The sequence below is a fragment of the Ramlibacter sp. GCM10027632 genome, from assembly GCF_042675325.1.
Taxonomy (GTDB): Bacteria; Pseudomonadota; Gammaproteobacteria; order Burkholderiales; family Burkholderiaceae_C; genus Ramlibacter.
Genome location: NZ_JBHTGW010000012.1, coordinates 40,148 through 54,618 on the forward strand (window position 1 = coordinate 40,148; position 14,471 = coordinate 54,618).

General features: G+C 71.8%; 14 protein-coding genes. 7 read left to right on the forward strand and 7 right to left on the reverse strand.

Annotated features, from left to right (window positions below):
• Positions 1-14 precede the first annotated feature (14 nt).
• Positions 15-899, reverse strand: coding sequence for a M48 family metallopeptidase (locus ACFQZY_RS16795; protein ID WP_377417945.1), 885 nt, complete (start codon positions 897-899; stop codon positions 15-17).
• 26 nt (positions 900-925) lie between these two features.
• Here ACFQZY_RS16795 and ACFQZY_RS16800 point away from each other — a divergent pair, with 26 nt between their 5' ends.
• From ACFQZY_RS16800 to ACFQZY_RS16810, 3 genes are all read left to right on the forward strand, one after another.
• Positions 926-2,269 (forward strand): AmpG family muropeptide MFS transporter, encoded by a 1,344-nt coding sequence (locus tag ACFQZY_RS16800; RefSeq protein ID WP_377417947.1) that lies wholly within the window; start codon positions 926-928, stop codon positions 2,267-2,269.
• Between the two features lie 79 nt (positions 2,270-2,348).
• Positions 2,349-3,074, forward strand: a complete 726-nt coding sequence (locus ACFQZY_RS16805) for a response regulator (RefSeq protein WP_377417948.1) — start codon at positions 2,349-2,351, stop codon at positions 3,072-3,074.
• A gap of 4 nt (positions 3,075-3,078) precedes the next feature.
• On the forward strand, positions 3,079-4,248 hold the full coding sequence (locus ACFQZY_RS16810; protein WP_377417949.1) for an ATP-binding protein: 1,170 nt from the start codon (positions 3,079-3,081) through the stop codon (positions 4,246-4,248).
• A gap of 63 nt (positions 4,249-4,311) precedes the next feature.
• Here the strand turns inward: ACFQZY_RS16810 and ACFQZY_RS16815 are convergent, their stop codons facing one another.
• Genes ACFQZY_RS16815 through ACFQZY_RS16830 form a run of 4 tightly spaced genes read right to left on the reverse strand, consistent with a single transcriptional unit; the run spans position 4,312 to position 8,058 of the window.
• The gene (locus tag ACFQZY_RS16815; protein WP_377417950.1) at positions 4,312-5,169 is read right to left on the reverse strand and encodes a fumarylacetoacetate hydrolase family protein; all 858 of its coding nucleotides are present in this window, start codon (positions 5,167-5,169) and stop codon (positions 4,312-4,314) included.
• Between the two features lie 46 nt (positions 5,170-5,215).
• Complete coding sequence (locus ACFQZY_RS16820) at positions 5,216-5,968, reverse strand: IclR family transcriptional regulator (protein ID WP_377417951.1); 753 nt, start codon at positions 5,966-5,968, stop codon at positions 5,216-5,218.
• A 6-nt stretch (positions 5,969-5,974) separates the two neighbouring features.
• The gene (locus ACFQZY_RS16825; RefSeq protein WP_377417952.1) at positions 5,975-7,504 is read right to left on the reverse strand and encodes a bifunctional 3-(3-hydroxy-phenyl)propionate/3-hydroxycinnamic acid hydroxylase; all 1,530 of its coding nucleotides are present in this window, start codon (positions 7,502-7,504) and stop codon (positions 5,975-5,977) included.
• On the reverse strand, positions 7,501-8,058 hold the full coding sequence (locus tag ACFQZY_RS16830) for a VOC family protein (RefSeq protein WP_377417953.1): 558 nt from the start codon (positions 8,056-8,058) through the stop codon (positions 7,501-7,503). The genes ACFQZY_RS16825 and ACFQZY_RS16830 overlap by 4 nt, the downstream gene beginning before the upstream one ends.
• Before the next feature lie 165 nt (positions 8,059-8,223).
• On the opposite strand from ACFQZY_RS16830, the gene ACFQZY_RS16835 reads away from it, so the two are divergent.
• The 4 genes from ACFQZY_RS16835 (at position 8,224) to ACFQZY_RS16850 (ending at position 11,573) form a co-directional block, all read left to right on the forward strand.
• On the forward strand, positions 8,224-9,216 hold the full coding sequence (locus tag ACFQZY_RS16835; protein ID WP_377417954.1) for a Bug family tripartite tricarboxylate transporter substrate binding protein: 993 nt from the start codon (positions 8,224-8,226) through the stop codon (positions 9,214-9,216).
• A 7-nt stretch (positions 9,217-9,223) separates the two neighbouring features.
• Positions 9,224-9,619 carry a nuclear transport factor 2 family protein gene (locus tag ACFQZY_RS16840; protein ID WP_377417955.1) on the forward strand — a complete coding sequence of 132 codons (396 nt, stop codon included), beginning with the start codon at positions 9,224-9,226 and terminating at the stop codon, positions 9,617-9,619.
• An 18-nt stretch (positions 9,620-9,637) separates the two neighbouring features.
• Complete coding sequence (locus ACFQZY_RS16845) at positions 9,638-10,621, forward strand: Bug family tripartite tricarboxylate transporter substrate binding protein (protein WP_377417956.1); 984 nt, start codon at positions 9,638-9,640, stop codon at positions 10,619-10,621.
• Positions 10,622-10,724: 103 nt separating this feature from the next.
• Positions 10,725-11,573 (forward strand): 3-hydroxybutyryl-CoA dehydrogenase, encoded by an 849-nt coding sequence (locus ACFQZY_RS16850; RefSeq protein WP_377417957.1) that lies wholly within the window; start codon positions 10,725-10,727, stop codon positions 11,571-11,573.
• A 25-nt stretch (positions 11,574-11,598) separates the two neighbouring features.
• Here ACFQZY_RS16850 and ACFQZY_RS16855 read toward each other — a convergent pair whose 3' ends face one another.
• Positions 11,599-12,882 (reverse strand): malonyl-CoA decarboxylase domain-containing protein, encoded by a 1,284-nt coding sequence (locus ACFQZY_RS16855; RefSeq protein ID WP_377417958.1) that lies wholly within the window; start codon positions 12,880-12,882, stop codon positions 11,599-11,601.
• A gap of 34 nt (positions 12,883-12,916) precedes the next feature.
• Positions 12,917-14,467, reverse strand: a complete 1,551-nt coding sequence (locus ACFQZY_RS16860) for a malonyl-CoA synthase (RefSeq protein ID WP_377417960.1) — start codon at positions 14,465-14,467, stop codon at positions 12,917-12,919.
• Between the last annotated feature and the right edge of the window lie 4 nt (positions 14,468-14,471).

Here is a 14,471-nt window from a genome sequence, read left to right on the forward strand (position 1 = left end):
CGCGGCGGCGCGCCTCAGTTGCCCGGCCCGCCGCGGGCCTGCTCGTACAGGCCCTGCACCCGCGGCACGTTCTGCTGCAGGCGCTCGATGCGTTCGGGACCGCGCGGGTGGGTGGACAGGAAGGCCGGGCCCTCGCTGCCGCCGTTCGCGCGCCCCATCTTCTCCCACAGGCTGATCGCCGCCTGCGGCTGGTAGCCGCCGCGCGCGGCGATCTCCAGGCCCACCAGGTCGGCGTCGATCTCGTCGTCGCGCGAGAAGCGCAGCGACAGCAGCTGCGTGCCGATGTCGGCCGCCAGGCTGCCCAGCTGCCCCAGGCCGAACACCTGCGACAGCACCGACAGCCCCACGCTCGTGCCCTGGGTCTTGGCGATGCGTGCGCGGGCATGCTCGCGCACCGCGTGCGCCATCTCGTGGCCCATCACCATCGCGGCCTCGTCGTCGGTGAGGGCCAGCTGGTTCAGGATGCCGGTGTAGAAGGCGATCTTGCCGCCCGGCATGCAGAAGGCGTTGATCTGCTTGCTGCCGATCAGGTTGACCTCCCAGCGCCAGCTGCGGGCCCGGTCGTTCCAGCGGTAGGTGTGCGGGATGAGGCGCAGGGCGATGGCACGCAGGCGCTGCACCTGGGGGTGGTTGTCCGGCCCCAAAGCGCGTTGCTCGCGGGCCTGGGCGACCAGCTTGGAATATTCCTGCGAGGAGGCCGCCTCGAGTTCGGCGGCGGGCACGAAGTTCTTCAGGCGCGAGCCGGAATCCACCTCCACCTGGGCCAGCGCGGGCGCGGCGGCCGCCGCCCCCGCCGCCCCGGCGGCGAGCAGGAAGCCCCGGCGCGAGGACCAGCGATGCGGCGAACGCGGGGCGTCCGGCGACACGTCGGACAGCGCTTGATAACAGGCGAGGCACATGCGGCAAATGATAATGACGCGAGCCCATGCCCACGTCAGACAACACCCTCAACCCCAAGCCCGACGCGGGCCGCCTCGCCGGCTGGATCGCCGCCCTGCGCGTCTACCTCGAACCCGCCTCCTGGCGCATGCTGCTGCTCGGGTTCTCCGCGGGCCTGCCGCTGCTGCTGGTGCTGGGCACCCTGAGCTTCCGCCTGCGCGAGGCGGGCATCGACCGCACCACCATCGGCTACCTCTCCTGGGTCGGCCTGGCCTACGGCTTCAAGTGGGCCTGGGCGCCGCTGGTGGACCGCCTGCCCCTGCCGCTGCTCACGCGCTGGCTGGGGCGGCGCCGCAGCTGGCTGCTGCTGTCGCAGGTGGCCATCGCCGCCGGCCTGGCGGGCATGGCCCTGAGCGACCCGAAGCTGCAGCTGCAGGCGGTGGTGGCCTGCGCCCTGGTGGTGGCCTTCGCCTCCGCCACGCAGGACATCGCGCTGGACGCCTTCCGCATCGAGTCGGCCGACGCCGACCGCCAGGCCGCCCTGGCCGCGGCGTACCAGACCGGCTACCGCCTGGCCATGATCTGGTCGGGCGCGGGCGTGCTGTGGCTGGCGGCGCGCGCCGAGGTGGCCAACGCCGCGGCCTACCAGCACGGCGCCTGGCAGGCCGCCTACCTGGTGATGGCCGCCTCGATGGCGGTGGGCGTGCTCACCGTGCTGCTCTCGCCCGAGCCGGCGCGCCGCGAGCTGCCGCCGGCGCGCAACCTGGCCGCCTTCCTGCGCGAGGCGGTGGTCGAGCCCCTCGCCGACTTCGTGCGCCGCTACCGCTGGCAGGCCGCCATCGTGCTGGCCCTGATCGCCGTCTACCGCATCTCCGACGTGGTCATGGGCATCATGGCCAACCCCTTCTACGTGGACATGGGCTACACGAAGGACGAGGTCGCCGCGGTCACCAAGGTCTACGGCGTCATCATGACCCTGGTGGGCGCCTTCGTCGGCGGCGTGCTCTCGCTGCGCCTGGGCGTGATGCGGGTGCTGATGCTGGGCGCCGTCCTGAGCGCGCTGACCAACCTGCTGTTCGCGTGGCTGGGTGCGCGCGGGCACGACGTGCAGGCCCTGGTGCTGGTGATCTCCGCCGACAACCTGGCCTCGGGCATCGCCTCGGCGGCCTTCATCGCCTACCTCTCCAGCCTCACCAACGTGAGCTACTCGGCGACGCAGTACGCGCTTTTCAGCTCCATCATGCTGCTGCTGCCGAAGTGGCTGGCGGGCTTTTCCGGCCAGTACGTGGACGCCTTCGGCTACGGCCCCTTCTTCCTGGCCACCGCGGGCCTGGGGCTGCCGGTGCTGCTGCTGGTGGCCCTGGCGGCGCGGGTGCACCCGCGGGGGTGAGCCGGGCCCGCCGCCGCGTTTACCGGCGGTTTACCGGGGCTTGATCCGGCGTGACACGGGCGCGGGCTACCATGGCCCCATGCAGCGCCTGCTGATGATCGAAGACGACGCCCGCCTCGCGGGCATGGTGCGTGAATACCTGGAGCGCAATGGCTTCGGCGTGGCCCATGCGGGCGACGGCGAGGCCGGTCTGGCGCGCATCCAGGACAGCGCGCCCGCCGACCTGCCCCACCTGGTCATCCTGGACCTGATGCTCCCCGGCATCGACGGCCTGGAGGTGTGCCGCCGCCTGCGCGCCCTGCCCGGTGCCGCCGGCCACGTGCCGGTGCTGATGCTCACCGCCAAGGGCGACCCGATGGACCGCATCGTCGGCCTGGAGCTGGGCGCCGACGATTACCTGCCCAAGCCCTTCGAGCCGCGCGAGCTGCTCGCCCGCATCCGCGCCGTGCTGCGCCGGCGCGGCGAGGCGGTGGCCGCGGCCCCGGCGGCGGCCGCGCCGCCCCTGCGTTTCGGCTCGCTGGAGATCGACCGCGACAGCCGCAGCGTCAGCGTCGCCGGCCAGCACCGCGAGCTCACGGCCTACCAGTTCGACCTGCTGCTGGTGCTGGCCGAGCGCGCCGGCCGGGTGCTCACGCGCGACCAGATCATGGAGGCGGTGCGCGGGCGCGAGCTGGAGGCCTTCGACCGCAGCATCGACGTGCACATGGGCCGCATCCGCGCGGCGATCGAGGCCGACGCCAAGAACCCCAAGCGCATCATCACCGTGCGCGGCGTGGGCTACATGTTCGCCAAGCAGCAGGACTGACCGCATGCGCATCCCGCTGTATCTGCGCATCTGGGGCGCCGTGGTCCTGGCCGTCGCGGTGCTGACCGCGGCCTTCGCCTGGCTGTGGCAGTCCACCGCCTACCAGCCGCGCCCGCGCGAGATCGTGATCCGCAGCGAGTCCGGCGAGGTGCTGGGCCAGGCCGTCGCGCGGCCGGCCTTCGTGCCGGGCCAGGGCATCGAGTTCGGGATGACGCTGAACGACGGCCGCCAGGTCGTCGTCCAGCTGCCGCCGCGCCCGCGCGGCCCCGGCGAGGGGCCGCCGCCGCTGCGTCCCTGGATGCGCGGCACCAGCGGCCTGCTGTGGATGCTGGGCCTGGTGGCGGTGGCGGTGGCCATCGGCACCTACCCGATCGTGCGGCGGCTCACGCAGCGCCTGGAGTCGCTGCGCGAGGGCGTCGAGCGCCTGGGCGGCGGCGAGCTGTCCGCCCGCGTCGACGAATCCGGCCACGACGAGGTGGCCTTCCTCGCACGCCGCTTCAACCAGGCGGCCGAACGCATCGAGCAGCTGGTGACCAGCCACAAGTCCCTGCTGGCGAACGCCTCGCACGAGCTGCGCTCGCCGCTGGCGCGCATCCGCATGGGCCTGGCCCTGCTGGAGGCCGACGGCAATGCGGCCTTGCGCGCCGAGATCGAGCGCAACGTGGACGAACTCGACCAGCTGGTCGACGAGATCCTGCTGGCCAGCCGCCTGGACGCGCGCAGCGCCGACGTGGGCACGCGGGAGCCGGTGGACCTCACCGGCCTGGCCGCCGAGGAATGCGCGCAGGTGGGCGCGGAGCTGGCGGCGTCCGAGCATGGCGCGCCGGTGGTGGTCGAGGGCGTGAGCCGGCTGCTGCGGCGGGTGGTGCGCAACCTGCTGGAGAACGCGCGCCGCTACAGCGACGGCGAGGTGACGGTGGAAGTGCGCCGCGACGGGCGGGACGCCGTGCTGCGCGTGTGCGACCGCGGCCCGGGCGTGCCGCCCGAGCAGCGCGAACGCATCTTCGAGCCCTTCTACCGCCTGCCCGGCGCGAGCGAGCGCGCCGGCGGCGTGGGGCTGGGGCTGTCGCTGGTGAAGTCCATCGTGCAGCGGCATGGCGGCAGCGTGCGCTGCGAGGACCATGCCGGCGGGCGCGGGGCGTGCTTCACGGTGCGGCTGCCCGCGGGGCGCTGAGCCCCGGCGGGCGGGGCGACGCCTCCCCGGCCGCCCCCGGCGGGGGCGGGAGAGGCCAGCGCGTCAGGCCTGCTCGTCGCGGATGCCGTTGCGCAGGATGCCGACGGCGTCGACCTCGATCTCCACCACGTCGCCCGGCTTCATGAACACCTGCGGGTTGCGCTTGTTGCCCACGCCGCCCGGGGTGCCGGTGACGATCACGTCGCCCGGCTCCAGCGGAATGAAGGTGGAGATGTAGGCGATCTGGCGCGGGATGCTGTGGATCATCATGTCCGTGGTGGCCTGCTGCATCACCTGGCCATTGAGGCGGGTGGTGAGCGTCATGCGCTGGCCCGGCGCGATCTCGTCGGCCGAGACCATCCAGGGGCCGAAGCCGCCGGTGCGCCAGAAGTTCTTGCCCGGGGTCCACTGCGAGGTGGCCACCTGCCAGTCGCGGATCGAGCCGTCGTTGTAGCAGCTGTAGCCGGCGATGTGGCTCCACGCATCGGCCTCGCTGATGCGGCGGCCGCCCTGTCCGATGACGATGGCGATCTCGCCCTCGTAGTCCAGGCGGTGCGACTCGGGCGGGCGCACGATGTCCTGGCCGTGGCCGACCTGCGAGGCCGGCATGCGCACGAACAGCGCGGGGCTCTCGGTGATCTCGCGGCCGGTCTCGCGCACGTGCTCGCCGTAGTTCAGGCCGACGCAGACGATCTTGCCGGGGTTGGGGATCACCGGCAGCAGCTCCAGCTGCGAGAGCTTGAGCGTGGGCTTGTTCGCCTGCGCCAGCTTCGCGGCCTCGGCCAGCAGGCCCTGGGCGATGGCGGCCTTCAGGTCGGGCGCCCGGGCGCCGAGCAGGGGAGCGAGGTCGACCACGTCGTCGGTGCCGATGACGGCGCCGTAGGAGGCGGCGCCCTGGTTCAGGAAGCTGATGAATTTCATGGTTCTTCGGGGTGGGTGGGAAAAGGAAAGGGGAACGGGGAGGACCTCAGGGCACGCGCGCGGTGATGTCCTGCGCGGCGCGCACCACCAGCGGCGCGAGCTTGCCCAGGTCGATCACCGCCATGCGCTGCACGGTGCTGACCAGCGAGATCGCGCCGAGGATGCGGCCATCGGCATGCACCAGCGGCACGCCCAGGGCGGCGAGGTTCGGCTCCAGCTCGCCGTTGGAGAAGTAGGAGCCGGCCTTGCGGATGGCGCTGTAGTACTTGCGGAAAGCCGTCCAATCCGTGGGCAGGCCGGCCGCGGCGATCTCGCGCGCATGGTGGTCGAACAGCCTGCGAAGCTGCGCCGGCGCGAAGCTGGCCAGGATCACTTTGGGCGCGGCGCCCAGGAACATGGGCCGGGGACGGCCGCGGCCGTAGCTGAGGCTGGCCGGCTGGTTGCCCGACTCGCGGTGCGTATCGAGCATCTGGTTGCCGTAAAGGCCGGTGATCACGCAATCGAGCCCGGTCTGCGCCACCAGTTCCTTCATGAACGGGATGCCGTGCTGCAGCACCGGATCGCCCACGCGGATCAGGTAGTCGAGCACCACGATGCGCGGGCCCAGCGAGTAGTGCGAGTCGGCGGTGCGTTGCAGGTAGCCCGCCTCGGAGAGCAGCCGCACGTAGCGGTAGCCGGTGGGCAGGGACACCTGCAGCGCGCTGGCGATGGCGTCGGCCGTCCAGGTGGGCTGCTGCTCGGAGAACAGGTCCAGCACGCCCAGCATGCGCACCAGGCTCGAATCGGATTTGTCGGTCACGGGATCTCAGTGGGGTTGCGGCTCGCGCGAGGGGATGCAGGCCGAGGCGGCCTCCAGCTCGCCGGGGTCCGACGCCAGGCCCGCGACATAGCGGTCCGGCCGCAGCACCACGGCCTGCGCGCCCTGCGCGTCCAGCCACTGCTGCAGCGCCGGGTCCTGCGCGGGCAGCACGGCGACCCCCGCATCCTGCCAGAGTTGGCGCAGCGCACCGGGCACGGCGTCGAGCAGCGCGGGCCGCGCGATCACCGCGAAGCGCGGGCCGGCCTCGCCGTCGAGGGCCTCGTCCAGCAGGCGGCCATCCGCGAGGCGCGGCTGCGGGAAGGGCCGGGCCACCGCGGCCTGCGCGCCCTGCCAGGCGCCGGGCCCCAGCCTCGGCGCGGGGAAGGTGAATTCCTCCGGCTCGCCGGCGCGGTAGCGGGCGTCGCGCGCGGCGGCGGCCTGCGGGTCGGTGGTCTGGATCACGTCGCCCAGGCGCACCGCCAGCGAGATGAAGGCGTGCACGTGCGGGCGGCGCTCGGCCTCGTAGGTGTCCAGCAGCTCGTCGCCGGCCTCGCCCCGGGCGACTGCGGCCAGCTTCCAGGCCAGGTTGGAGGCGTCGCGGATCGCGGCGCACATGCCCTGGCCCAGGAAGGGGGGCGTGAGGTGGGCGGCGTCGCCCGCGAGCATCAGCCGGCCGCGGCGCCAGCCCTGCGCGATCTGCGAGTGGAAGGTGTAGATGACGGCGCGCTCGATGTCGGCATGCGCCGGCGTCATCCAGCGGCCCACCAGCTTCCACAGCGTCTCGGGCTTGACCAGGTCGGCCTCGTCGTCGCCGGGCATGACCATGATCTCCCAGCGCCGGCGGCGGCCGGTGACGTTGCACCAGGTCATGGGCCGGGCGGGGTCGCAGTGCTGCACGGTGTGCTCGGGCAGGGCGGGCGCGCCGTCCTTGAGCTGCACGTCGAACACCAGCCAGGGCTGGCGCAGGCCGAGGTCCTCCATCGGCGAGCCGAGCGTGCGGCGCACCAGGGAGCGGGCGCCGTCGCAGCCCACCACCCAGCGCGCGCGGGCGGTGAAGGCGGGGCCGCCGGCGCGGTCGGTCACGGTGAGGGCCACCTGGTCGGCGTGTTCCTCGATCGCGGTGACCTCGGCGCGCAGGCGCACCTGCACCTTGGGGAAGCGGGCCACACCGTCACGCAGCACCTGCTCCAGCTCGGGCTGGTGGAAGTAGTAGTTGGTGGCGCAGCCATGCGGGCCGAGCGAGGCCGTGCCGCCGCGCACCATCAGGGTCTCGCCCCGGGCGTTGACGAAGTGCATGCCCTGCAGGCCGGGGCGGCTGATCGCCTCGACCCGGGCGCGCAGCCCCAGCGACTGGAAGACGCGCATCACCTCGCCGTCGAAGTGGATGGCGCGCGGCAGCGGGTAGATGCCGGCCTCGCGATCTAGCACCAGCACCGACAGGCCGGCCCGCCCCAGCAGGTTGGCCAGGGTGGCGCCCGCCGGGCCGTAGCCGATGAGGGCGACGTCGTACACGCGGTCGTCGGCGCCGGGCGTCATGCGTGCCCCATGCGGCGGGCCATCTCCGCCATCCACTCGGCACGGGGCTGGAAGCGCGGGCGGCTGCGGGCCAGCGCCTCGGCGCGGGCCAGGATGGCCTCGTCCGGCTGGTCCAGGTCGATCGGCTCGCGCAGCGGCTGCTCGCAGTACCAGGGCATGTCCATGAACACCTCGAGGCGGTTGCCCTCGGGGTCGCGGAAGTAGATGGAGACGGCGTTGCCGTGCGTGGCGCAGACCAGGTCGGTCACGTCCGGCTCGGCGGCGACGAGGCGCTTGACCTCGCGCAGCGTGGCCAGGTCCGGCACCCGCAGCGAGATCTGGTTGATCACGCTGAAGGACAGGTCGGCCGGCCGGCCCGAGGCCAGCACCACCTGGTGGTGCTCCGCGGGGTCACGACTGAGGAACACCAGCTGCACCGGCCCCAGGTCGCCCCGGTCGGTCTCGGTGAAGCACAGCACCTCCTTGTAGAAGCGGGCCATGCGCTCGATGTCGCGCACGTAGAAGCCCATGTGGCTGAAGGCCAGCGAGCCGGGTCGCCGGAGCAGGTCGCTCATGTTGTCTCCTCGTGAAAACGCCGCACGGGATGCGGCATGGATTTTTTCGAAAGTCTAGTTGAATTATCAGATTCTGACAATTCAAACGTGTTTTATGCATAATCAAATCCATTCCGCCGATCCTGCTCGCGGAATCCGAGATCAACAGCAACAGGAGACAAACCCATGCGCCGATCCCCTCGCCGCGGCCTGCTGGCCGCCCTCGCCGCCGTCGCGGCCCTGCCCTTCGCGCTGTCCGCGCAGGCCCAGGCCAACGACTACCCGAACAAGCCGATCCGCCTGATCGCGCCCTTCCCCACCGGCACCGGCCCCGACGCGAACACCCGCGAGATCGCGCAGGAGCTGACCAAGGTGCTGGGGCAGTCGGTGGTGGTGGAGAACCGCCCGGGCGCCTCGTCCATGATCGGCATGGAGGCCGCGGCCAAGTCCGCGCCCGACGGCTACACGCTGGTGATCGGCCCGACCTCGGCGATGTCGGTGGTGCCGCACCTGTACGCCAAGGTCCCCTACAACGCGGAGAAGGACTTCGCGCCGGTGAGCATCGTGGGCATGCTGAACACGGCCATGATCGCCAACGCCAGCCTGCCGCAGGCCACGGCCAGGGAGGTGATCGCGCGCCTGAAGTCGCAGCCTGGCAGCATCGTCGCTGCCACCTCCGGCGTGGGCAGCTACTCGCACCTGGCCGGCGAGTGGTTCGCGGCCGGCGCGGGCACCAAGATCACCTTCGTCCCGTACAACACCTCCAGCCCCTACGCCGACCTGGTGGCCGGCCAGGTGCAGCTGATGTTCGACGCCCTGCCCGCCGCCATCGGCAACGTCAAGGCCGGCAAGCTCAAGGTGCTGGCCATGACCGGCGCCACCCGCCACCCCAACTTCCCCGACGTGCCCACCTTCGCCGAGGCCGGCCTGCCCGCCAGCTACTCGCCCACCGCCTGGATCGGCCTGTTCGCGCCGGCCGGCACGCCCAAGCCCATCGTGGACAAGCTCGCCGCCGCGATGCAGAAGGCCACCACGCAGAACCCGGCGCTGCAGGAGAAGTGGCGCTCCTATGGCGGCGAGATGAAGGCCATGACGCCCGAGGCCTTCGCCGCCTTCCTGAAGCAGGACTCCAACCTCTGGGGCCAGGCGATCCGCGGCGCCGGCATCAAGCTGGACTGAAGTCACGATGGCGACGACCCCGCACCCCGCCCTGCAGGCCGAAGGCAAGCGCCTGGCGGCTATGCGCGCCAACGACACGCAGGCCCTGTCGGCGCTGCTGCATGAGGACGTGATCTACGTGCACTCCTCCGGCGGTACCGACAGCAAGGCCAGCGTGCTGGCCAACATCACCAGCGGCAAGCTGCGCTACCTGCAGGTGGACTTCGAGGACGTCGAGGCCCGCGACCTGGGCACCGCCGCCATCGTGACCGGACGCATGGTCGCCAAGGTGCACCGTGACGGCAAGGACCTGGACATCCGCAGTCAGTACATGACCGTATGGCAGGCCCGCGACCCGGCGCGCGATGATCCGGCCGGCGAGCCCTGGCGCCTGCGCGCGCACCAGGGCACGCCGCTGAAATAAGAACTGACAGGAGACACGATGACCCGATTGCCGACCCGGCGCCAGGCCCTGGGCCTGGGCGCCGCCAGCCTGGCCGGCCTGGCCAGCCTCCCCGCCTTCGCGCAAGCCGCGCCCTGGCGCCCCGACAAGCCGGTCCGCCTGCTGGTGGGCTTCGCGCCCGGCGGCAGCTCGGACACCGTGGCCCGCCTGCTCGCGCCCAAGCTGGGCGAGGCGCTGGGCCAGCCGGTGGTGGTGGAGAACCGCGCGGGCGCCGGCGGCGCGCTGGCCGCCGAGGCGGTGGCCAAGGCGCCCGGCGACGGCACCACCTGGCTGCTGGCGCCCAGCGGGCACTCGACGATGGCGGCGATGCGCAAGTCGCTGCCGTTCCGCGCGGTGGCGGACTTCGCCTGGACCTCCACCGTCACCACCTACCCGATGGTGATGGCCGTCCCGCCGAATTCCCCGATCCGCTCGATGGCGGACGTGATCGAGGCCGCGCGCAAGCGCCCCCTGAGCTTTTCCTCGGTGGGCGTGGGCACGGCCCACCACCTCCTGGGCGAGTGGATCAACGCCGAGCAGGGCATCCAGATGCTGCACGTGCCGTTCAAGGGCGGCACGGCGGCGGCCACCGAGGTGATGGCGGGCCGGGTCGACGTGCTGATCGAGACCATGACCGCCGCCCTGCCCTTCGTGCAGCAGGGCCAGCTGCGCGCGGTGGCGGTGAGCTCGGCGTCGCCGGTGGCGCTGCTGCCGGGGGTGCCGACCATGGGCGCGACGATCCCCTCGCTGCAGTACGAGTCCTGGCTGGGGGTGGCGCTGCCGGGCACCACGCCGGCGCCGGTGGTGAATGCGGTCAACGCCGCGATCCGCGGCGCGCTGGCCGACCCGGCGATCGCCAAGCGCCTGGCCGACCTCGGCGGCGGCGCCGCGCCCAGTACGCCGGAGGCCTTCAAGGCCCGCGTGGAGGGCGAGGTGGCGCGCTTCAACCGGGTGGTGGACTCGCGCCGCATCGAGCGCGAGTAAGGCCCGGCAAGGATCGCCGGGCAGAATGGGGGAATGCTGGCGGCCCGCGGGCCGGCCGGCAGCCCTCCCTTTTTTCCAACCCGCTCTCACGCTCTTTCTGACCATGAAGATCCAACGCATTGGCGTCATCGGCGCCGGAACCATGGGCAACGGCATCGCGCAGGTGTGCGCGCTGTCGGGCCTCGAAGTGACCCTGATCGACGTCTCGAAGGAGGCGCTGGACCGCGGCATGGCCACCATGTCCAACAGCCTGGACCGCCTGGTCAAGAAGGACAAGCTCACCGCCGCCGACAAGGACGCCGCCCTGGCCCGCGTACGCCCCACCGTGGCCTACGAGGACCTGCGCGACGTGCAGCTGGTGATCGAGGCCGCCACCGAGAACATCGCGCTGAAGCTGCGCATCCTCCAGCAGATCGAGGGCGTGGTCGGCGCCGACGCGGTGATCGCGAGCAACACCTCGTCGATCTCCATCACCCAGCTGGCCGCGGTGCTCAGGGCGCCGCAGCGTTGCGTGGGCATGCACTTCTTCAACCCGGTGCCGATGATGCAGCTGCTGGAGGTGATCCGCGGCCTGCAGACCGACGATGCGACGCACGCGCTGGCGGTGGCCTTCGCCGAGGCGGTGGGCAAGACGCCCATCACCGTGAAGAACAGCCCGGGCTTCGTGGTGAACCGCATCCTGTGCCCGATGCTGAACGAGGCCATCGTGGTGCTGCAGGAAGGCCTGGCCACGCCGGAGGAGATCGACGCCGGCATGAAGCTCGGGTGCAACCACCCGATCGGCCCGCTGGCGCTGGCCGACCTGGTCGGCCTGGACACGCTGCTGGCGGTGATGCAGGTGTTCCACGAGGGCTTCGGCGACCCGAAGTACCGCCCCGCCCCGCTGCTCAAGGAAATGGTCGACGCCGGCCGCCTGGGGCGCAAGAGCGGGCGCGGGTTCTACCAGTACTGAGCCACCGGCCCGGCCGTCATGGGGGTCAGGTGAGGCGCTGCATGGCCTTCGAGCGGGTGATCACCCCCCGCGTGAAGGCCTCGTGCTGCTCCTCGACCTTGTCGAGTTCGTAGAGGTAGTTGACCATGATGCCGGCCGACTGCTGCAGCCCCTTGCGGGAGAGGTCGGCGGCCCAGTTGATCTGGTGCAGGGTGGCGCCGTTGGCCAGGTGGAACTTGGCCACCGCGTCGCCGCCGCGCGTGGGGGTGTGCAGCGCCAGGTAGGCGGCGCACAGGTGCATCAGCGCGCGCTGCTCGCCCTCCCCGGCTTCATGGGGATGCCAGCCGGCCTTGAGCCGCTCGGCCCACTTGCGTTCGCGCAGGCCCAGGGACTGCAGGGCCTCGTCGAGCTTGCGGCGGCGGCCGCCGGCGGCGGCTTCCTCGGGCAGCGGCGCGCCCGCGTCCAGCCAGGCGGTGAAGCCGGGGATCGGCGAGAGCGTGGAATACAGCTTGAGGGACGGGATCTCCTCCAGCAGCTTCTGCGCCACCCGCTTGATCAGGAAGTTGCCCAGCGAGACGCCCTTGAGCCCCGGCTGGCAGTTGCTGATCGAATAGAAGATCGCCGCCTTGAAGGTCTTGCGCTCGCCCACCGGCGTCTTCTTGTCGATCAGCACGCCCACGCCGGTGGCCAGCGCCGGCACCAGGGCCACCTCCACGAAGATCAGCGGCTCGCCGGGCAGCTGCGGGTGGAAGAAGGCGAAGCAGCGGCGGTCCGGCTGCAGGCGGCGGCGCAGGTCGTCCCAGCCGTCGATGGCATGCACCGACTCGTGCTGGATGATCTTCTCCAGCAGCTGCGCGGGCGAGTTCCACGTGATCTGGTGCAGCTCCAGGAAGCCGGGGTTGAACCACGAGCTCAGGAGGTGGTGCATGTCCGCGTCGATGGCGGCGAAGGCGGGCCGCTCCTTCAGATGCCCGAGCAGCGCGCGCCGCATCCCGATCAGGGCGGCGGTGCCGCGCGGCGCGCGGTTGATCCGCCGCAGCAGCTCCTGCCGGCGCGGCTCGGCCACCGTGCACAGGGCGATCAGGTTCTTCGCGCTCGGGTCGGCGTGGTAGGCCTCGGCCACGGCCTTGACCTGCGCCGGGTCCGGGTTGAACTCGCTGGCCAGGAACTCGAAGAAGGCCAGGCGCTGCGCGGCGTCGAGCCGCTCGTAGTGGTCGATCAGCCGGGCCGCGATGCTCTGGGCATTGGCCTCGCCCAGCGCACTGATCAGGCGCTTGGCGGTCTGCCGGGTGGCGTCGAGCAGGCGGTCGCGGGTGAAGCGTTCGAACATCGCGGTCTCCGGCGGGTCGCGGGCCCGGGGGGCCTCAGAACAGGCCCTTGTACTGGTCGCGCAGCAGGTTCTTCTGCACCTTGCCCATGGTGTTGCGGGGCAGCTCGCCCACCACGAAGCAGCGCTTGGGAATCTTGAAGTTGGCCAGGCGGGACTTGAGGCTGGCGATCACCGCCTCCGGCGCCACGCGGGCCCCCGGCTTGGGAATGACCACCGCCACGCCGACCTCGCCGAAGTCCGGGTGCGGCACGCCCACCAGGGCGCTCTCGGCGACGCCGGGGATCTCGTTGATGTAGCCCTCGATCTCGGCGGGGTAGACGTTGTAGCCGCCGCTGATGATCAGGTCCTTGCTGCGCCCGACGATGCGCACGTAGCCGCGCTCGTCGACCAGGCCCACGTCGCCGGTCTTGAAGAAGCCGTCCTCGGTGAATTCCTCCTTCGTCTTCTCGGGCATGCGCCAGTAGCCGATGAAGACGTTGGGGCCCTTGACCTGGATGCCGCCGATCTCGCCAGTGGGCAGGTCGCGGCCGTCGTCGCCGCGCACGCGCAGCTGCACGCCCGGCAGGGGGAAGCCCACGGTGCCGCCTCGGCGCTCGGCCTGCCCGCCATGGCGCGGGTCCGCCGCGTAGGGGTTGGAGGTGAGCATCACCGTCTCGCTCATGCCGTAGCGCTCGAGGATGAAGTGGCCGGTGCGCTCGCGCCATTCGTTGAAGGTCTCGGGCAGCAGCGGCGCCGAGCCGGCGACGAACAGGCGCATGTTCGCGCAGGCCTGCTTCGTGAGGCCGGGCTCGGCGAGCAGGCGCACGTAGAGCGTGGGCACGCCCATGAAGACGGTGGCGCGCGGCAGCCAGGCCACCACCTGCTTCGGGTCGAACTTCGACATCCACAGCATCTTGCTGCCGCTGATGAGGGCGCCGTGGATGGCGACGAACAGGCCGTGCACGTGGAAGATGGGCAGCGCGTGGATCAACACGTCGCGGCCCTCGGCCGGCGTGCGCCAGCCCCAGTAGTCCTTCAGCGTGAGCGCGTTCGACAGCATGTTGCCGTGCGTGAGCATGGCGCCCTTGCTGCGGCCGGTGGTGCCGCTGGTGTAGAGGATGGCGGCGAGGTCGCCGGCCGCGCGCACGGCGGGCATGTGGTCGTCGGCGTGGCCCGCCGCGGCCTCCAGCAGGCTGCCGGTGCGGTCGTCGCCCAGCGTGAATACATGGGGCGTGCCGGCGGCGCGGGCGATCGGCTCGACCCAGGCCAGGTTGCCCGGGCTGCACACCACCACGGCGGGCTCGGCGTTGCCGATGAAGTACTCGATCTCGGCGCTCTGGTAGGCCGTGTTCAGCGGCAGGAACACATGGCCGGCGCGCAGCGTGGCCAGGTACAGCATCAGCGCCTCGACCGACTTGTCCACCTGCACCGCGATGCGGCTGCTGGCCGGCAAGGCGAGCGAGTCCAGCAGGTTGGCGATGCGGGCCGAGGCCTGGTCGAGGTCGCGCCAGCTGTAGGCGAGGCCCTGCTCGGTCTCGACCGCGATGGCCGACAGGTCGGCGGGGAAGGCGGCGCGAAGGGCGGTGAAGAGGTTGGAGTCCGTCATGGGG